This is a genomic window from Microbacterium sp. UBA7513 (genome assembly GCF_002478345.1).
In the GTDB taxonomy this organism is placed as follows: domain Bacteria; phylum Actinomycetota; class Actinomycetes; order Actinomycetales; family Microbacteriaceae; genus Microbacterium.
Genome location: NZ_DLNJ01000033.1, coordinates 31,833 through 48,984, shown reverse-complemented (window position 1 = coordinate 48,984; position 17,152 = coordinate 31,833). Strand labels below are relative to the sequence as shown.

The following is a 17,152-nucleotide window of genomic DNA, read 5'->3' as shown; positions in this document are numbered from 1 at the left end:
GAACGCCTGCTCAGGCCACGGGCATGAGCAGGTCGGTGCGGAGTTCGTCGGGAGCGACACCCGGGTCCGAGACGTAGACCTCGATCCAGACGCCGCGCGGGTGCAGCCCCGCCTCTGCGGCGCGCGCGACCAGCCCAGCCCAGCCGGCGCCGAGGCCGTCGTAGGAACCGAAGACGGTGGTCGCGACGGCCTGCCCGGTCGGCAGGGCCGACGCCACGATGGCAGTTCCGTCGCCCGTGGCGATCGGGTCGGAGGGTGGAGCCTGCACGGGGAAGCCGAGCTCCAGATCGAACACGCCCATCGGATCGCCGTGGTAGATCGCGACTGCCGGGCCGGCGGGAATCAGGGTGCCCGCAGCGAAGGCAGCACCGATCGCCGCGTATCCGGAGTCGAAGGCATCGCGGAGGTCGGAGATCCGGATGCCCCCATGACGGATGACGGCCAGCGGAACGGGCTCCAGCTCCAGACTGTCCGTCGGGCCGAAGGGAGCGTCAGGGAATGCGTCCATGCGCTCAGGGTCTCACGACTCAGGAATCCAGTCCACGGCGTTTCAGGAGCGGCTCGATCTCGGCGTCCCGCCCGCGGAAGTCGCGGTACGCGGCCAGCGGGTCCTTCGAGCCTCCGACCCCGAGCAGCCGGTCGCGGAAGCGGTCCCCAGTGGCGCGGGTGAGGCCGCCGTTCTCCCGGAACCACTCCACGGCGTCGGCGTCGAGCACCTCGCTCCAGATGTACGAGTAGTACCCGGCGCTGTACCCCCCGGAGAAGACGTGGGCGAAGTAGGTGGAGGAGTACCGGGTCGGAACGGCGGGGTCGTCGAGCCCGATGTCCGCCAGCGCGGCCGCCTCGAAGCCTGCGACATCGTCCACCGTGTCCTCGGCGGAGAGCCGGTGCCACGCCTGATCCAGCCACGCCGCGGCGAGGTACTCGCTGGTCGCATGACCCTGGTCGAAGGTCGCGGTCTCCCGCAGCCGCTCCACGATGGCGGGATCCAGCGGTTCCCCGGTCTCGTGGTGCCGGGCGTAGTGGTCGAGGACCTCGGGCCAGAGGATCCACATCTCGTTCACCTGGCTGGGGAACTCGACGAAGTCGCGGAACACGTTGGTCCCGGCGAAGTGCGGGTAGGTCACCGTGGCGAACAGGCCGTGCAGCGCGTGCCCGAACTCATGGAAGAGCGTCGTCACCTCGTCGAGCGTCAGCAGCGTGGGCTCGCCGTCCCCGGGCTGCGGGACGTTGAGGTTGTTGACCACGACCGGGGCGCTGCCGCGCAGGCGGGACTGGCTGACGATCGCGTTCATCCAGGCGCCGCCGCGCTTGGAGTCGCGGGTGTAGAGGTCGAGCACGTAGAGTCCGAGCGGCGAATCGTCGGCGTTGCGCACCTCGAAGACGCGGGCCTGCGGGTGGTAGGCCGCGAGGTCGTGCCGTTCGTGGAAGGTCACCCCGTACAGGCGGGTCGCCGCGAAGAACACGCCGTCCTGCAGCACGCGCTCCGCCTCGAACCAGGGGCGCAGGGCGGCGGTGTCGATGTCGTAGCGCGCAGTGCGCACGCGCTCCGTGTAGAACGCCCAGTCGTGGGCCGCCACGGGGAAGGGCTCCGGTTCGGTCTCGTCGACGATCGCCTGGAGGGCGGCACGTTCGGCGCGGGCGTTCCGCGCGGACGGCGTGGCCAGCCGGCGCAGCATCTGCTCCACGGCCTCCGGGGAACCCGCCGTCTCGTCGGCGGTGATGTACGCGGCATGCGACGGGTACCCGAGGAGGCGCGCGCGCTCGGCGCGGAGGCGCACGATCTCGCGCAGCACCGGGCGGTTGTCGTTGCCGTTGTCCCGCGATCCGCGCGCGCGGGACGCCGCCATGATCCGGTGGCGGGATTCCCGCACCGCGAGCCGGGCGAGCGCCGGATGGCCGGTGAACAGCGGCAGGGTGAGGAGGTAACGGCCGTCGAGCCCGCGGTCGGCCGCGGCGCGCGCGGCGGCGGACAGCTCACCCGGGCTCAGGCCCTCCAGCTCGGCGGCGGAGTCGAAGACCACGGCGAGGTCGTTCGTATCGCTCAGCAGGTTCCGCTCGAACGTATTCGTGAGCACCGACAGCTTCTGGTTCAGAACCGTGAGCTGCGCCTTCGCCTCGTCGCCGAGCGCGGCGCCGGCATGCGTCATCTCGCGGTGGTAGCGCTCCACGAGATAGCGCTGCTCAGGATCGAGGTCGAGGGTGTCGCGTTGCTCGTACACAGAGGCCACGCGCGCGTAGAGCGCCGCATCGAGTGTGATCGCATCCTGATGGGCAGCCATGAGCGGCGCGAGCTCCTCGTCGATCGCCTGGATCTCCGGTGTGGCATCGGCGGAGCTCACCGTGTAGAACGTGTGCGCCACCCGGTCGAGGAGCTCGCCGGACCTCTCCAGTGCCTCGAGGGTGTTCTCGAACGTCGGCATCGACCGTACGCGGGTGATGTTCGCGACCTCGGCGAGCTGCTCCGCGAACCCGGCGCGGAAGGCGGGGAGGTAGTGCTCCGGGCGGATGGCCCGATAGTCCGGGAGCCCGAAGGGGAGGGTCGACGGCTGCAGCAGCGGGTTCGTGGCGTCGCTCATCCTCCGAGCCTAGCCATCGCCGTCCCCGGAACGCTCCGCGCTCAGACGGGTCATCACCTCTCGCAGGGCGTCCACGACGACCCGAACGGAGCGGCGGCGCAGGTTCTCCGGGCGCGCGAGGACGTCGATCATGCGGTGCGTGCTCACGCCTCGGAGCGGGATGCGTACGATGTCGCGATCGTCGACGCTGCGCGAGGTGAACCGGGGGAGCATCCCCACGACGCCCCCGGCGGCGACCACCGCCGACACCGCACCGTAGTCGTTGATGCGGTGCCGGACCTCCACCGGGCGGCGGGCGACGGCGGCGACCGCGCGGAGCACGTCGTCCGGGGAGTAGCCGACGCGGCTCGTCACCCACTGCTCGTCGGCGATATCGTCCGGTGAGAGAGTGCGGCGATCGGCGAGAGGGTGGTCGGTGGCGACGGCGACGTCCAGGGGTTCCCGGATGAGACCGACGGTGCGGATGCCGTCTTTCGGCCACGGGGCGGAGTGCTCCATCCGGTGAGCGAGGACGAGGTCGTACCGCGCGGTGAGGCCGGGGAACTCGCTCTGCGCGACGTCCTCGTCCGTGAGGCGGACGGTCGGCGCGTGCTCCTTCCCGGACAGCTCGCGGACGAGCGGGCCGAAGAGCGCTTGACCGACGCTGTGGAAGCCGCTGACGCTGACCTCTCCCGTCGCCGCGCCCTCGAAGTCGTCCAGGGCGTGGCGCGCCGCCGCCATCGCATCGATGGCCTCGGCTCCGGCTGCTGCCAGTACCTCGCCGGCGGCGGTCAGCACGAGGGTGCACCCCTGGCGACGGGTGAGCGGGGCCGGGAAGGAGCGCTGCAGCGCGGCGAGCTGCTGCGAGACCGCGGAGGGGGTGACCCGGAGCGCTTCGGCGACGGCGGTCGCGCTGCCCAAGGCTCCAAGCTCGCGGAGGATCTGGAGCTGATGGAGTTCCACTCCTATAGTTTAGACGGCGCTATAGAGACAATGCAGAAGATGACGATTGTTCTACAGCAACGGATGCGATGAGATCAGAGTATGAGAGCTCTGTTCAAGGAGGAACCCGGCGCGGGCCTCGCGCTCGTGGAGCGTCCCGACCCCGTCGCGGGTCCCGGAGAGGTCGTCATCCGTGTCCTCCGCACCGGCATCTGCGGTACCGATCTGCACATCCGTCGCTGGGACGACTGGGCGGCCTCCGCGATCGCCGCGCCCCTCATCCCGGGACACGAGTTCTACGGGGAAGTCGTCGAGGTCGGGCCGCTCGTCCACGACATCGCCGTCGGCGACCGGGTGTCCGGCGAGGGGCACATCGTCTGCGGCACATGCCGGAACTGCCGTGCCGGACGCCGGCAGATGTGCATCCGCACGATCGGACTCGGGCTGCAGCGCGACGGCGCCTTCGCCGAGTACCTCTCGCTTCCGGCGACGAACGTGTGGGTCCACCATTCCGAGGTCGCCCCGGAGCTCGGCGCGATCTTCGACCCGCTCGGCAACGCCGTGCACACCGCCCTCCGCTTCCCCCTCGTCGGCGAGGACGTGCTCGTCACCGGGTGCGGGCCGATCGGCCTGATGGCGATCGCCGTCGCCCGGCATGCGGGCGCCCGCTTCATCGTCGGGACCGACGTGAGCGCGCCGCGCCTGGAGATGGCGCGCGGGATGGGAGCCGACGAGGTCGTCGACGTCTCCCGCCAGGAGATCCGCGACGCGCAGCGGGCGCTCGGCATGCGTGAAGGGTTCGACATCGGCTTCGAGATGAGCGGCGCGGCGTCGGCGCTCCCGGCGATGATCGACAACATGAACCACGGCGGACGCATCGCCATGCTCGGGCTGCCGTCGACCGGGTTCGACATCGACTGGGGCAAGCTCGTCACGCACATGCTCACGATCACCGGGATCTACGGCCGGGAGATGTTCGAGACCTGGAACGCCATGGGGGCGATGCTGCAGACGAGTGCGACGTTGCGCGAAGCGATCGCCCGGGTGATCGCCGAGGTCGTACCGGCGCGCGACTGGGAGCGCGGATTCGCGGCGGCGGAGTCCGCCGGCACGGGCAAGATCATCCTCGACTGGACGGAGCTGTGATGTACGCGACCTTCAAAGACCATGTGGCGCAGGAGCTGGCGGGGATCGAGGAGGCGGGGCTCACCAAGCACGAGCGCGGCATCCGCGGCCCGCAGCGGGCGGAGATCACGGCCGATGGCGTCGAGGTGCTCAACTTCTGCGCCAACAACTACCTGGGGCTGGCCGACGACCCCCGGATCCTCGCTGCGGCGCGCACGGCGCTCGACGAGTGGGGGTACGGGCTCGCGAGCGTCCGCTTCATCTGCGGTACGCAGGAGCAGCACCTCGAACTCGAGCGTCGGCTCGCGGACTTCCTCGGCACCGATGACGCGATCCTCTACTCCTCCTGCTTCGACGCGAACGGCGGTGTCTTCGAGACGCTGTTCTCCGCCGAGGACGCGATCATCTCGGACGAGTTGAACCACGCGTCCATCATCGACGGGATCCGGCTGTCGAAGGCGCGCCGGCTCCGGTACCGCAATCGCGACATGGCGGATCTGGAGGAGCAGCTGCGGGCGGCTGCCGATGCCCGGTTCCGCGTGATCGTGACAGACGGCGTCTTCTCGATGGACGGCTACATCGCCCCGTTGGCCGAGATCTGCGACCTCGCGGAGCGCTACGACGCGCTCGTCTTCGTGGACGACTCACACGCGGTCGGCTTCGTCGGCGACAACGGACGCGGAACGCCGGAGCTGTGCGGCGTCGCGGATCGCGTGGACATCTACACCGGCACGTTCGGCAAGGCGCTGGGCGGCGCCTCCGGCGGGTACGTCGCCTCGCACGCCGAGATCGTCGCGCTGCTGCGTCAGCGCTCCCGTCCGTACCTGTTCTCGAACACCCTCGCTCCGGCCATCGTGGCCGGAACGCTGACCGCGCTCGACCTGGTCGAGGGATCGGCCGACCTCCGGGCGCGGCTGCGGGACAACGCGGCCCTGTTCCGTGCCCGGATGGCGGAGGAAGGGTTCGACCTGCTTCCGGGCGAGCACCCGATCGTGCCGGTCATGTTCGGCGATGCCGCCCTCACCGCCCGGATCGCCGCGGCGATGCAGGATCAGGGTGTCTACGTGACGGCGTTCAGCTTCCCGGTCGTGCCGCGGGGCAAGGCGCGTATCCGGGTGCAGCTCTCCGCCGCGCACACCCCCGACCAGGTGGAGCGCTGTGTGGCGGCCTTTGTCGCGGCGCGGGATACGGTGAGCTGACCAGATGCAAAGAAATGCTTGCAAAGAGTTGTTTGCAAGTGTATCTTTGCATTCATGACGAACGAGACGCAGGTACGGACGCTGGATGCGAGGGCGCTCAAAGCGCTCGCGCATCCGCTGCGGGTCAAGATCTTCGATCTGCTCGCCTCTCGTGGTCCTCAGACGGCCAGCTCTCTCGCGGCCCTCGTGGGGGAGACCTCGGGATCCACCAGCTATCACCTCCGCGCTCTCGCGGCCCACGACCTCATCCGCGAGGTGGAAGGCCGGGGCACGGCACGGGAGCGATGGTGGGAGCGTCCGAAGGGACGCATCGACCTGCCGGGCCCGGACGAGCAGATGTCGCCGGCCAACCGTGCCGCGGCGCAGATCGTGACGTCGGAGTTCTTCCGGCTCCGGCACGAGACGCTGATGCAGTACCTCAACCGCCCGGAGTCCGAGGTCCCCGAGGGGTGGCGGGACGTGGGCATCACCGTCACGACACACCTCGACGTCACGCCGGCGCAGGCCATGGCGCTGCGGCAGGAGATGGAGGACCTCATCGAACAGGCCATCGAACGCTATCGAGGTCAGACCGGGCCGGATGTCCGGCGGGTCTCCGTGCGGGCCGAGCTGTTCGATCTGCCGACATCGCCGCGGGCGAGCACCGCCGATGCGGGCGAGACGACGGAGGCATCATGACCGCCGCGACCCTGCACCTTGTCAGTCCCACACGGACGGAGCGTGGACTGCTGCGCCTCGCAGACCGGGTCACCGCCGCGGTCGAACACCGGATCGAGCGTCGCGCACAGCGGCGGACCCTCGCCCTCGATCTCCTCCGCGAACAGCAGGCCCGCCGTCACGACCCGCACGCCGTAGATCATCTCCTCGCGCAGCTCGGTGCCCCGCGTCGCTGACCCGAGACCCCGGGTACGCATCGAGACCCCCTCTTTTCTTCGCGGGAAGGAGGGGGTCTCGACGATGAAGCGGGGTCTCGCGATCAGAAGGGGCGGGCGATGACCTCGCCGGAGGGGGTCTGGAGGACCTCCCAGCCGGCATCGAGCTCGGCGATCGCGCGGCCCTCCAGCCAGGTGAGGGTCCAGTGGCCGGTAAGGCCCCGGGACTCGACCTCGGCGATCGCGGGACGCAGCGCCTCGGGGACCGACGCGGGCGGCTGAGCACCCGTCGCCCAGCGCGTGCCGAGCTGCATCAGGAGGCCTCGACCGGGGCGAGCTCGATCGCGGTGACCGCGAACTCCTCCGCCTCGGTGATCTCGAGCTCGGCGATGCGGCCGACCGCGCGGAGGTCGTCCGCGGCGGCGCGCAGGGCCTCGACCTTCGCTGCGGGAGCGGCGATGGCGGCACGGGAGACCGGGGTCTTCTGCGATGCCTTCGCCTCGGTCTTCGCGCGCCGGATGCCGATGAGCGCCTCGCTCGCGGCGGCCAGCACGGCCGGGTCGCCCTCGATGCCGAGCTTCTCGGGCCAGGCAGCGGTGTGCACGGAGCCCTCCTCGAACCACGACCAGGCCTCCTCCGTGGCGAAGGAGAGCACCGGTGCGAGCAGGCGGAGCAGCGTGGACAGGGCCAGACGCAGCGCGAGGGCGGCCGAAGCCTGACCCACGTCGTTCTGGTTGTAGGCGCGCTCCTTCACGAGCTCCAGGTAGTCATCGCAGAACGTCCAGAAGAACGCCTCGGTCAGCTCCAGCGCCCGGGCCGCGTCATACCGGTCGAAGGCCGCGGTGGCCTCGGCCACCACGCCGTCGAGCGCCGTGAGCATCGACGCGTCGAGCGCGTGCGTCACCTGAGCGCCCGCGGGCACCGGGAACGACAGCACGAACTTGGCGGCGTTGAGCACCTTGATCGCCAGACGCCGGCCGATCTTCACCTGCGTCGGATTCTGCGGGTCGAAGGCCGCGTCCATGCCGAGGCGGCTCGACGCCGCCCAGTACCGCACCGCGTCCGAGCCGTGGGCGTCGAGCACGTCGGCCGGGGTGACCACGTTGCCCTTCGACTTCGACATCTTCTTGCGGTCGGGGTCGACGATGAAGCCGGAGATGGCGGCGTTCTTCCACGGGGCGCGGCCGTCTTCGAGCGTGGAACGCAGCATGGTCGAGAAGAGCCAGGTGCGGATGATGTCCTGTCCCTGCGGGCGCAGGTCGAACGGAGCGGTGAGCTGCCACAGCTCCTCGTCGCGCTGCCAGCCGCCCGCGAGCTGCGGGGTCAGCGACGACGTCGCCCATGTGTCGAGGATGTCGGCCTCGGCGTCGAACCCGCCCGGCACCCCGCGCTGGTCCTCGGTGTAGCCGGCCGGGACATCCGTGGTCGGGTCGATGGGCAGCGCGGCCGCATCCGGGGTGAGCACCCGGTCGTAGTCGCGCTCCCCGTTCTCGTCCAGCGCGTACCAGAGCGGGATAGGCACGCCGAAGAATCGCTGCCGGGACACGAGCCAGTCGCCGGTGAGGCCGCCGACCCAGTTCTCATAGCGGACCCGCATGAAGTCGGGGTGCCACGCCAGCTCGGTACCGTGCGCGAGGAGCTGATCGCGCAGCTCGCCGTCGCGGGCGCCGTTGCGGATGTACCACTGCCGGGTCGAGACGATCTCGAGCGGGCGGTCGCCCTTCTCGAAGAACTTCACGGCGTGCTGGAAGGGCTTGCCGACGGCGGTCATGTCGCCGGTCTCCTGCAGCTTCTCCACGATCGCCTTGCGGGCGCTGAAGACGGTCTTGCCTGCCACGTTCTCCGCGTACCAGGCGCGCGCGTCGGCGTCGGCCACGATCGACGGGGCCTCGGCGAGGAAGCGGCCGTCGAGACCGATCGTCGTCATGTTCGGCAGGGACTCGCCGGCGCTGGTGCGCAGCTCGCGCCACCAGATGATGTCGGTCACGTCGCCGAAGGTGCAGACCATCGCGGCGCCGGTGCCCTTGTCGGGCTGGGCGAGGTGGTGGCCGTGGATCTCGATCTCCGCACCGAAGTAGGGCGTGCGCACCGTGGTGCCGATGAGGTGCTTGTGCGGCCCCTCGGGGTGGGTCACGATCGCGATGCACGCGGGGAGGAGCTCCGGGCGCGTGGTGTCGATCGCGATGGAGCCGGAGCCGTCCGCGAAGGGGAACTCGATCGTGTGGTACGCGGCCTGCTGGTCGCGGTCCTCGAGCTCGGCCTGTGCGATCGCGGAGCGGAAGTCGATGTCCCACAGCGTCGGCGCGAGGGCCTGGTACGCCTCGCCGCGCTCGATGTTGCGGAGGAAGGCGAGCTGGCTCTGCCGGATCGTGTCGTCGGAGATGGTGCGGTAGGTCTGCGTCCAATCCACGCTCAGCCCGAGCTGACGGAACAGCGCCTCGAACTGCTTCTCGTCCTCGATCGTGAGGCGCTCGCACAGCTCGATGAAGTTGCGGCGGCTGATCGGCTGCTGGTCGGCAGCCCGGCTCGACTTGTTGTCGCCGCCCTCGAACGGCGGGGTGAAGTCGGCGTCGTAGGGGAGCGACGGGTCGCAGCGGACGCCGTAGTAGTTCTGCACGCGGCGCTCGGTGGGCAGGCCGTTGTCGTCCCAGCCCATCGGGTAGAACACGGTCTTGCCGCGCATGCGCTCGTATCGGGCCTTGACGTCGGTGTGCGTGTAGGAGAACACGTGGCCGATGTGGAGGCTGCCCGAGGCGGTGGGCGGCGGGGTGTCGATCGAGTAGACGCCCTCACGACCGAGCTCGGCGGCGCGCAGACGGTCGAACAGGTACGTGCCCTGCTCCGCCCAGGCGGCGTCCCACTTCGCTTCGAGACCTTCGAGGGCGGGCTTGTCGGGAATGGCGGACATGGAGGTCTCCTCGAGCGATGTATGCGGCACTGTGTGAGCGTGCCTGAGTGTGGGTGGTGCCGCCCAGTCTACCGAGCGCACGGGCGGGGCGCTCGACCCGGGGGAGCGCCCGGCGCGGCGCTGCGGCCGGCCCCTCCGACGCTGGAAGGATCGGAGCATGAGACCGCCGTCGTCCTCGTCCTCCCGTGCCCGTCTCGCCGACCTCGGCGTGCCGCCCGGAGCCTTCCCGCGCGGCGCGGAGAACGCGATCACCGACGTCCCCGGTGTGCGGGTGGGGCACGCCACGCTGCACGGCGACGGTCTGCACACGGGCGTGACGGCGATCGTCCCCGACGCCCTCACCGCCGAGCGCCGCAGCCTTCCCGCGAACCTCTCCGTGGGCAACGGCTACGGCAAGCTCGTCGGCGCCACGCAGCTCCGCGAGCTCGGGGCGCTTGAGACGCCGATCCTGCTGACCTCGACGCTGTCCGTGTTCCGCGTCGCCGACGCGCTCCTCGGGCATCTGTTGGCGACGCCGATGCACGCGCGGACGACGACGCTGAATCCGGTGGTGGGAGAGACGAACGACGGCTTCCTCTCCGACATCCGTCGACGCGCCGTGGGGGAGGAGCAGGTGACGGCGGCCCTGGCTGCGGCGGCTCAGGGAGCGGTCGCGGAGGGAGGCGTGGGCGCCGGTGCCGGGACCGTCGCCCTCGGGTACAAGGGCGGCATCGGAACGGCCTCGCGCCTGGTCGAGGTCGCGGGGCAGCCGGCCACGGTCGGCGTCCTCGTGCAGACGAACTTCAGCGGCACGCTGCGGATCGCCGGCGTCCCGCTGCCCGCGGAGGAGCTGCTCGCCGAGGCTCCGGCACAGCCCGTGGGCAATTCCTGCATGATCGTCGTCGCGACGGACGCCCCCGTCGACGGACGGCAGCTCGGCCGTGTGGCCAACCGCGCCGTGTTCGCGATGCGCGGTGTCGGCGCCGACTATGCGCAGGGCAGCGGCGACTACGCCATCGCGTTCTCGGTGCACGACCAGGCGGACGGCGGTCCGGCGGCGGACGAAGAGCTCTCGCCGCTCTTCGCCGCGACGATGGACGCTGTCGAGGAGGCGCTGATCAACTCCGTACTCGCGGCGGAGACGACCGTGGGCCCCGACGGGCGGTCCGCGCATGCGGTGCCGATCGACCAGGTGCGGGAGCGCCTGACGCGAGCCGGGGTCGTCTGACTCGCGTTCACAACTCAGGAGAAGGTGGGCGGTGGGCGCCGCAGGCGCGGCGCGCCGCGCCGCCATCGGCCGGAACTCCTGAGTTGTGAACGGTGGTCAGTCGGCGAGTGCGGCGTGAATGCCCTCGCCGATGCGGCGCATGGCGGCCAGCACCGGGCCGCGCCCGTCGGCGCCCCAGTCCCAGTTCGCCAGCACCGCGTAGGCGATCCGGCGGGTGGAGGACATGACGATCCCGGTGTCGGCGCGGACGCGGGAGATCGTGCCGGTCTTGTTCAGCAGCCAGACGCCGCGATCGAAGCCCCAGTGCGCGAGCGGGTCGAGGTCGAACGCCGACGCGACCATCGACAGGTCCATGCCCGCGCCCAGCCAGCGGCGCAGCGTGTCGGCCGAGGCGGGGGAGAGATCGGTGCCGTCGGCCAGCCGCGACATGAAGAGCACGAGCTCCGCGGCGTTCGCGTGCGACAGCGTCTTCGGGGCCCCGGGCGGGATCGGCCACCGCACGATGTCGTCGAGGGCCGAGGCAGTGTAGCCGAGCGCGCGGGTGTGCTCCTGCACGGTCGGGATGCCGATGACGCGGCCCAGCGTGTTGGTCGCGGCGTTGTCGCTCACCGCACCGATGAGCGCGGCCACGTCGTACAGCGACAGTTCGGACGCCTGCAGCAGGTACCAGAGCCCGGAGTCCTCGATGGCCTCGACCGGCCGTCGGGTCACGCGCTCTTCGAGAGTACGTGTGCCGGCGTCCACCTCGGCGAGGAGGCGGTGCAGGAGGAAGATCTTGCCGACGCTCGCCGTGTCCTGCACCGTCTCCGGGTCATGGCGCAGCAGCACCTCGCCGGAGTCGATGTCCTGGACGAGGACCGACCACACCGTGCCGTTCTCGTCGGGGAGCTCCACGTCGATCGCGCTCATGCGTCCTCCTCGTCGCGTGCGCGTCCGGTGACGTGCGCGCGGATGAGCTCACCGACCGCGCGCATGCCGTCGAGCACGGGCGCGCGGAGGTCGGCCGCGGAGTCCTTCCAGTTCGCCGCCACCGCATACGCGACGGCGGCCTTCGGGCCCCGCAGCAGTCCGACGTCGACGCGGGCGAAGCTGACGCTGCCGGTCTTGTGGCGCAGCACCATGCCCTGATACTCGGCCTCGACGTGGGCGAGGGGGTCGAGGAGGAAGGCGTCGGCGGTCATCGACGTGTCGGTGTCGGCGGCCAGCCAGTCCAGCACCCGGGCGCTCACCGCAGGGGAGAACGCCTCGCCGGCACCGAGCCGGCGCATCACGTCGGACAGCTCGGCCGCCGTGCCGAACGACGGGGTCCAGGGCAGGTTGGGGGTGCGCTCGTTGCGGATGTAATCGTGCAGCGCGGTGTCGCGGTATCCGAGTGCCGGGGCGACAGCCCGCACCTCCTCCAGACCGCAGAGGTGGATCAGGGCGTTCGTGGCGAGGTTGTCGCTCACCGCCCCGACGAGCAGCGCCGCATCGTGGACCGTGATGCGCTGATCGTGCATGCGGTACAGGAGCCCGGAGTCCTCGACGCGGTGCTCATCCGGGATCTCGATCCGGTCGTCCTCGGCGAGCGTGCCGTCCTCCAGCCGGCGCGCGACCTCGAGGAGCAGGAAGATCTTGCCGATGCTCGCGGTCTCGCACTGCGTGTGCGGTTCGTGCTCCGCCAGGGTCTCGCCGCTGTCGGCATCGACGAGCCGGATCGACCAGGTGACACGGGGATCGAGGGGCGGAAGGGCGATCATGGCCGTCCCACCGTGAGGCGGGGCTCGTCGCCGGTCGCGTCCAGCACTCCGTCGACACCGAGCGGGATGGTCAGGGCGTGCGGGTCGTGGCCGAAGCCCTGCTCCCACAGCACGGGGACCCCGGCGTCCTGGAACTCGTCCCGCATGAGCGCGTGGACGAGGTCGAGGTCGCCGCACTCGTGCCAGGAGCCGAGCACGATGCCCGTCGCCTGGGCGAGTCGGCCCGCGCGCCGGAGCTGCGTGACGAAGCTGTCGAGGCGGTAGGGCTCCTCGGTGATGTCCTCCAGGAACAGGATGCCGGGGGAGGGGACGTGCGCCTCCGGGGCGCCGAGTCCGGCCGCCAGCAGGCTGAGGTTTCCGCCCGTGAAGCGCCCCTCGGCGCGGCCCGGCGTCATGATCTCGGTCTTGGGGCCGATGAGTTCCCGCCCGCGCCAGGGTTCGAAGAGCCAGCGCTGCACGTCGTCGCGCACCTGCTCGGAATCGCGGAAGACGTTGTTCCCCGCCATCGGGCAGAAGAGCGTCGCGACGTCGAGGTGCGCGCGCCACGTCTCGTGCAGGGCGGTCACGTCGGACGAGCCCGTGAGGAGCTTCGGCCGCCCGTCCCGGCGCAGCGCCCCGCGGCGCATGTCGGCCCAGTCGATGCCGTCGAGGAGGCGCAGCGCGCCGTAGCCGCCGCGTGCCGTGACGACGGCGTCCACCTCCGGATCGAGCCAGGCGTCGACGAGGTCGGCGCGGCGGAGGTCGTCCGGCCCCGCGAGGTACGACGCGCGGGGGTGCGGCGTGAGGACGTGCGCGCCCACGCGGACCTTCAGACCCCAGGACTCGTAGTAGCCGACGGCGCGCTGGGTGTTCTCCTCGTTGCCGGGACCGGACGGCGAGACGATCGCCACCGTGTCACCGGGTTGCAGGGGAGCCGTGTCGAGATACGGCGACACCGCCGCCTCCGTCAGGGTGCTCATGCCGTCTTCTCCTCGATGCGCGGCGCCGCGGACAGCAGGTGCCGGGTGTACTCGTGCTGCGGGTTCAGCAGCACCTCTTCGGTGGGTCCGTGCTCGACGATCTGTCCGTGGTACATCACCGCGACCGTGTGGGCGATGTTCCAGGCGAGACCGAGGTCGTGCGTGATGACGAGGGCGGAGAGCCCGAGGCGGCGGCGCAGCTCCAGCAGGAGTCCGAGGATCTCTCCGCGCACGGACGCGTCGAGCGAGGCGACGGGTTCGTCCGCGATGAGCAGCTGCGGCTGCACGGCGAGCGCACCTGCGATGACGACGCGCTGCCGCTGCCCGCCGCTGAGCTCCTGCGGGATGGCGCCGAAGTAGCGCTCCGGCGGGGTGAGCTCCGCGTCGGCGAGGCTCTGCGCCACGCGTTCGCGTTCATCACCGGCGAAGCGCTGCACACGCAGCCCCTCGGCGACGGACTCGTACACGCTGTGCTTCGGGTTCAAAGCGGCCCACGGGTCCTGGAGCACGAGCTGCACCTGCGAGCGGAACCGCGCGAGGTCGCGACCTTTCGACGGGATCGGTGCGCCGTCGAAGAGGATCTGCGACCCGGGGTCGGCGGGCTGGAGTCCCATGAGTGCGCGGGCGAGGGTCGACTTGCCGGAGCCGGACTGGCCGACGAGCGCGACGATTTCGCCCTTGCGCACCGAGAGGTCGACGTCGCGGACCGCATGCACGGGGCGCCCGCCGGAGCGGTAGGTGACGTTGACTCCGCGCGCCTCCAGCAGCACCTCGTCGCTGTGCGTGATCTCCGGCACGTCGTCCGCATCGCGGCCATGTCGCGTCACCGGGGCCATCCGCGAGGCGGGGTCGCCGATCGTGGGGAAGGCGTCGGCGAGCTGTCGCGTGTACGCCTCCTGCGGGGTCGTGCAGACCGCGTAGCTCTCGCCGACCTCGACGAGCTCGCCGTCGCGCATGATGGCGATCCGGTCGCACGCCGTGGCGAGCACCGAGAGGTCGTGGCTGATCATGAGCATCGAGATGCCGCGCTCCGCCACGAGACGGGAGATCATGTCGAGGATCTGCTTCTGCACGATCACGTCGAGCGCGGTGGTCGGCTCGTCCGCGATGATGACCTCGGGATCGCACGCGAGGGCCATCGCGATCATGACGCGCTGCTTCTGGCCGCCGGAGAGCTCGTGGGGATACGACTCGCTCTTCTGCTGCGGCAGGTCGACGATGTCGAGCAGCTCCCGCACCCGTTCCTTGCGCGCCTTCTCGCCCTTCCACCGGTCGGAGGCGTGCAGCTCCAGCGCCTCCAGGAGCTGCCAGCCCACCGTGCGGACCGGGTTGAGCGAGTGCATCGCGCCCTGGAACACGATGGACGTCTGCGCCCAGCGCACGGCGCGGAGCTGCCCGAAGGACAACGTGGCGACGTCCTGGTCGCCCAGCAGCACGCGGCCGCTGAGCCGGGCGTTGCGCGGCAGGAGCCGGAGCACGCTCATGGCGAGGGTGGACTTGCCGGAGCCGGACTCGCCGGCGATGCCGAGGGTCTGCCCGGCGGGGAGGGTGAGCGAGACGTTGCGCACGGCCGCCACCTCGTCCCGCCCCGACCGCCCCGAGGTGCGGTACGTGATGGAGACGTCGTCGAAGATCAGGTCGGGCATCTCAACGGCTCCTCAGCGTCGGGTTGGTGATGTTCTCGACGGCGCGGCCCATCAGGGTGAACGACAGCACGACGAGGACGATGGCGATGCCGGGCACGAGCACGTACCACCAGTAGCCGCTGGTCGCCGCGGAGACGTCCATCGCGTTCTTCAGGATCGAGCCCCAGGACTGCAGGGTGGTGTCGCCGAGGCCGAGGAACGCCAGGGTGGATTCGGAGATGATCGCCGAGCCGACCGTGAGCGTCGTGTTGGCGAGCACGAGCGGCAGCACCCCGGGGAGGAGGTGCTTCATGATGATGTGCCAGTGCCCGGCGCCGAGGGCCCGCGAGCGTTCGATGTAGTCGCGCGACTCCACCGAGAGGGTCTGCGCGCGGACGACGCGGGCGGTGCCGGCCCACGAGGTCAGGCCGATCGCGATGATGATCGTCCAGACGCCGCGGCTCAGCACCGACGACAGCACGATCGCGAGGATCAGCGACGGCAGCACGAGGAAGAAGTCGATGATGCGCATCATCAGCCCGCCGAAGAAGCCGGTGAAGTGGCCCGCCGAGAGGCCGACGAGGGTGCCGATGATCATCGACATCGCGGTGGCGGCGAGGCCGACGAGCAGGGACACCCGGGCGCCCCACACCATGCGGACCCAGATCTCGCGGCCCTGATGGTCGGTGCCGAGGGGATGCTCCCAGGACGGCGGGGCGAAGCGCTGCACGTCGACGAGCTTCGTGACGTCGAGCATGCTGGCGGGGGCGATCACGGGGGCGAAGATCGCGATGAGGGCCACGATCACGAGGAAGATGAGCCCCACCATGCCCGCCCGGCGCTGGGCGAACTGCCGGCAGAAGTCGACGAAGGCGGTGCCGCGGCGGTGCCACGCCAGGGCACGGGGCGATCGGATGGTCGGGGATGCCGTGGTCATGCGCGCCTCACCCTCGGGTCGAGCTGACGGTAGATGAGGTCCGCGATGAGGTTCATCGCGATGATGATCGTGGAGAACACCACGAACGTGCCCTGCAGGAGCGGGAGGTCGGGGCCGGAGATGGCCTCGAAGGTGAGCTTCCCGAGCCCGGGCCAGGAGAACACCGTCTCCACCGTGACGGCCCCGGCGATGAGACCGCCGATGTGCATTAAGACGAGGGTGACGGTCGGCAGCAGGGCGTTGGGGACGGCGTGTCGGCGCCGGACGAGGTCCTCCCGGAGGCCCTTGGCCCGCGCGGTGGTGAGGTAGTCGGCGCCCATCTCCTCGAGGAGCGAGCTGCGCATCACCATGAGGTACTGCGCGTACACGACCGCGACCATCGTGATCACCGGGAGCACCATGTGCGAGATCACGTCCAGGACCGCGCCGACCGGATCGGTGGGCGGGTTGGGGGAGACCATGCCTCCGGTCGGGAACCAGTGCAGCGTGCCTCCGAAGACCATCAGGAGCAGCAGGGCCAGCCAGAAGGTCGGCACCGACCAGAACACGAGCGACGTGCCGGAGACGATGCGGTCGAAGGTGGAGCCGTGCTTCCAGGCCGCCTTCTGTCCGAGCCAGAGCCCGAGGGCGATCGCGATGATCGCCGCCGTGCCGGTGAGGAGGATCGTGTTCCAGAAGTACTGGCCGATGAGGTCGGACACCGACGTGCGGTAGACGTAGCTCGTGCCGAAGTTCAGGGTGAAGACGTTGCCGAGGTAGTCGATGAACTGCTGCCACAGGGGCTTGTTCAGACCGAGCTGCTCGCGCAGCTGGTCGGCCTGCTCGGCGCTCATCCCGCGCTCGCGGGCGATCGAGGCGACCGGATCGCCCGGCAGGATCTTGAAGGCGAAGAATCCGAGGAGGATCACCATCGCCAGGCTGATGGCCGCGCCGCCGAGCTTGACCAGGAAGTAGCGGAGGGCGCCGACGCCCTTCGGCTGCTCCTCGGCCGCGGCGCTCGTCGCGATGGCGGAGGTGGACGGGGGTACCGCGTTGGACATGGGGGTCTCCTTACAGCGGACCGGGAGACGCCGCGGGGGCG

At 70.5% G+C, this 17,152-nt stretch carries 16 protein-coding genes; 5 read left to right on the top strand and 11 right to left on the bottom strand.

All coding sequences use genetic code 11. The features are described from left to right. Nucleotides 1–10 precede the first annotated feature (10 nt). From B2W79_RS16080 to B2W79_RS16070, 3 genes are read right to left on the bottom strand one after another with little or no spacing between them, the layout of a single operon-like run. Complete coding sequence (locus B2W79_RS16080) at nucleotides 11–508, bottom strand: GyrI-like domain-containing protein (protein WP_292791269.1); 498 nt, start codon at nucleotides 506–508, stop codon at nucleotides 11–13. Nucleotides 509–527: 19 nt separating this feature from the next. Beyond that, the gene (locus B2W79_RS16075) at nucleotides 528–2,579 is read right to left on the bottom strand and encodes a M3 family metallopeptidase (RefSeq protein ID WP_292791266.1); all 2,052 of its coding nucleotides are present in this window, start codon (nucleotides 2,577–2,579) and stop codon (nucleotides 528–530) included. Between the two features lie 9 nt (nucleotides 2,580–2,588). After that, the gene (locus tag B2W79_RS16070) at nucleotides 2,589–3,521 is read right to left on the bottom strand and encodes a LysR family transcriptional regulator (protein ID WP_292791264.1); all 933 of its coding nucleotides are present in this window, start codon (nucleotides 3,519–3,521) and stop codon (nucleotides 2,589–2,591) included. 81 nt (nucleotides 3,522–3,602) lie between these two features. On the opposite strand from B2W79_RS16070, the gene tdh reads away from it, so the two are divergent. From tdh to B2W79_RS16050, 4 genes are read left to right on the top strand one after another with little or no spacing between them, the layout of a single operon-like run. Further along, on the top strand, nucleotides 3,603–4,646 hold the full coding sequence (gene tdh / locus B2W79_RS16065; RefSeq protein ID WP_071329573.1) for an L-threonine 3-dehydrogenase: 1,044 nt from the start codon (nucleotides 3,603–3,605) through the stop codon (nucleotides 4,644–4,646). After that, nucleotides 4,646–5,824, top strand: a complete 1,179-nt coding sequence (locus B2W79_RS16060; RefSeq protein WP_071329572.1) for a glycine C-acetyltransferase — start codon at nucleotides 4,646–4,648, stop codon at nucleotides 5,822–5,824. Before tdh ends, B2W79_RS16060 begins: the two co-directional genes overlap by 1 nt. Nucleotides 5,825–5,878: 54 nt before the next feature. Then, on the top strand, nucleotides 5,879–6,502 hold the full coding sequence (locus B2W79_RS16055) for an ArsR/SmtB family transcription factor (protein WP_292791259.1): 624 nt from the start codon (nucleotides 5,879–5,881) through the stop codon (nucleotides 6,500–6,502). After that, nucleotides 6,499–6,717 (top strand): hypothetical protein, encoded by a 219-nt coding sequence (locus B2W79_RS16050; RefSeq protein ID WP_292791257.1) that lies wholly within the window; start codon nucleotides 6,499–6,501, stop codon nucleotides 6,715–6,717. The genes B2W79_RS16055 and B2W79_RS16050 overlap by 4 nt, the downstream gene beginning before the upstream one ends. An 83-nt stretch (nucleotides 6,718–6,800) precedes the next feature. On the opposite strand, the gene B2W79_RS16045 is transcribed toward B2W79_RS16050, so the two are convergent. Further along, nucleotides 6,801–7,010 carry a hypothetical protein gene (locus B2W79_RS16045; RefSeq protein WP_071329569.1) on the bottom strand — a complete coding sequence of 70 codons (210 nt, stop codon included), beginning with the start codon at nucleotides 7,008–7,010 and terminating at the stop codon, nucleotides 6,801–6,803. After that, nucleotides 7,010–9,604 (bottom strand): valine--tRNA ligase, encoded by a 2,595-nt coding sequence (gene valS, locus B2W79_RS16040; RefSeq protein WP_292791252.1) that lies wholly within the window; start codon nucleotides 9,602–9,604, stop codon nucleotides 7,010–7,012. Before valS ends, B2W79_RS16045 begins: the two co-directional genes overlap by 1 nt. 157 nt (nucleotides 9,605–9,761) lie before the next feature. Here valS and B2W79_RS16035 point away from each other — a divergent pair, with 157 nt between their 5' ends. Further along, entirely contained in the window at nucleotides 9,762–10,811 is a 1,050-nt protein-coding gene (locus B2W79_RS16035) for a P1 family peptidase (protein WP_292791249.1), read from the top strand. Between the two features lie 96 nt (nucleotides 10,812–10,907). Here B2W79_RS16035 and B2W79_RS16030 read toward each other — a convergent pair whose 3' ends face one another. Genes B2W79_RS16030 through B2W79_RS16005 form a run of 6 tightly spaced genes read right to left on the bottom strand, consistent with a single transcriptional unit; the run spans nucleotide 10,908 to nucleotide 17,111 of the window. After that, a complete protein-coding gene (locus B2W79_RS16030) occupies nucleotides 10,908–11,720 on the bottom strand; it encodes a serine hydrolase (protein ID WP_292791246.1) in 813 nt (270 codons plus the stop codon). Beyond that, on the bottom strand, nucleotides 11,717–12,550 hold the full coding sequence (locus B2W79_RS16025; RefSeq protein WP_292791243.1) for a serine hydrolase: 834 nt from the start codon (nucleotides 12,548–12,550) through the stop codon (nucleotides 11,717–11,719). Before B2W79_RS16025 ends, B2W79_RS16030 begins: the two co-directional genes overlap by 4 nt. Further along, the gene (locus B2W79_RS16020; protein ID WP_292791240.1) at nucleotides 12,547–13,509 is read right to left on the bottom strand and encodes a S66 peptidase family protein; all 963 of its coding nucleotides are present in this window, start codon (nucleotides 13,507–13,509) and stop codon (nucleotides 12,547–12,549) included. The genes B2W79_RS16025 and B2W79_RS16020 overlap by 4 nt, the downstream gene beginning before the upstream one ends. Continuing rightward, on the bottom strand, nucleotides 13,506–15,155 hold the full coding sequence (locus B2W79_RS16015; protein WP_292791237.1) for an ATP-binding cassette domain-containing protein: 1,650 nt from the start codon (nucleotides 15,153–15,155) through the stop codon (nucleotides 13,506–13,508). The genes B2W79_RS16020 and B2W79_RS16015 overlap by 4 nt, the downstream gene beginning before the upstream one ends. A gap of 1 nt (nucleotide 15,156) precedes the next feature. Further along, the gene (locus tag B2W79_RS16010; RefSeq protein ID WP_292791235.1) at nucleotides 15,157–16,071 is read right to left on the bottom strand and encodes an ABC transporter permease; all 915 of its coding nucleotides are present in this window, start codon (nucleotides 16,069–16,071) and stop codon (nucleotides 15,157–15,159) included. Further along, entirely contained in the window at nucleotides 16,068–17,111 is a 1,044-nt protein-coding gene (locus tag B2W79_RS16005) for an ABC transporter permease (protein ID WP_292791232.1), read from the bottom strand. The genes B2W79_RS16010 and B2W79_RS16005 overlap by 4 nt, the downstream gene beginning before the upstream one ends. Nucleotides 17,112–17,152 lie beyond the last annotated feature (41 nt).

Excerpts from the sequence above, each read along its gene's own strand:
- B2W79_RS16080 (WP_292791269.1), bottom strand. The coding sequence starts at position 508 with ATGGACGCATTCCCTGACGCTCCCTTCGGCCCGACGGACAGTCTGGAG.
- B2W79_RS16075 (WP_292791266.1), bottom strand. The coding sequence starts at position 2,579 with ATGAGCGACGCCACGAACCCGCTGCTGCAGCCGTCGACCCTCCCCTTC.
- tdh (WP_071329573.1), top strand. The coding sequence starts at position 3,603 with ATGAGAGCTCTGTTCAAGGAGGAACCCGGCGCGGGCCTCGCGCTCGTG.
- B2W79_RS16060 (WP_071329572.1), top strand. The coding sequence starts at position 4,646 with ATGTACGCGACCTTCAAAGACCATGTGGCGCAGGAGCTGGCGGGGATC.
- B2W79_RS16055 (WP_292791259.1), top strand. The coding sequence starts at position 5,879 with ATGACGAACGAGACGCAGGTACGGACGCTGGATGCGAGGGCGCTCAAA.
- B2W79_RS16050 (WP_292791257.1), top strand. The coding sequence starts at position 6,499 with ATGACCGCCGCGACCCTGCACCTTGTCAGTCCCACACGGACGGAGCGT.
- B2W79_RS16045 (WP_071329569.1), bottom strand. The coding sequence starts at position 7,010 with ATGCAGCTCGGCACGCGCTGGGCGACGGGTGCTCAGCCGCCCGCGTCG.
- valS (WP_292791252.1), bottom strand. The coding sequence starts at position 9,604 with ATGTCCGCCATTCCCGACAAGCCCGCCCTCGAAGGTCTCGAAGCGAAG.
- B2W79_RS16035 (WP_292791249.1), top strand. The coding sequence starts at position 9,762 with ATGAGACCGCCGTCGTCCTCGTCCTCCCGTGCCCGTCTCGCCGACCTC.
- B2W79_RS16030 (WP_292791246.1), bottom strand. The coding sequence starts at position 11,720 with ATGAGCGCGATCGACGTGGAGCTCCCCGACGAGAACGGCACGGTGTGG.
- B2W79_RS16025 (WP_292791243.1), bottom strand. The coding sequence starts at position 12,550 with ATGATCGCCCTTCCGCCCCTCGATCCCCGTGTCACCTGGTCGATCCGG.
- B2W79_RS16020 (WP_292791240.1), bottom strand. The coding sequence starts at position 13,509 with ATGAGCACCCTGACGGAGGCGGCGGTGTCGCCGTATCTCGACACGGCT.
- B2W79_RS16015 (WP_292791237.1), bottom strand. The coding sequence starts at position 15,155 with ATGCCCGACCTGATCTTCGACGACGTCTCCATCACGTACCGCACCTCG.
- B2W79_RS16010 (WP_292791235.1), bottom strand. The coding sequence starts at position 16,071 with ATGACCACGGCATCCCCGACCATCCGATCGCCCCGTGCCCTGGCGTGG.
- B2W79_RS16005 (WP_292791232.1), bottom strand. The coding sequence starts at position 17,111 with ATGTCCAACGCGGTACCCCCGTCCACCTCCGCCATCGCGACGAGCGCC.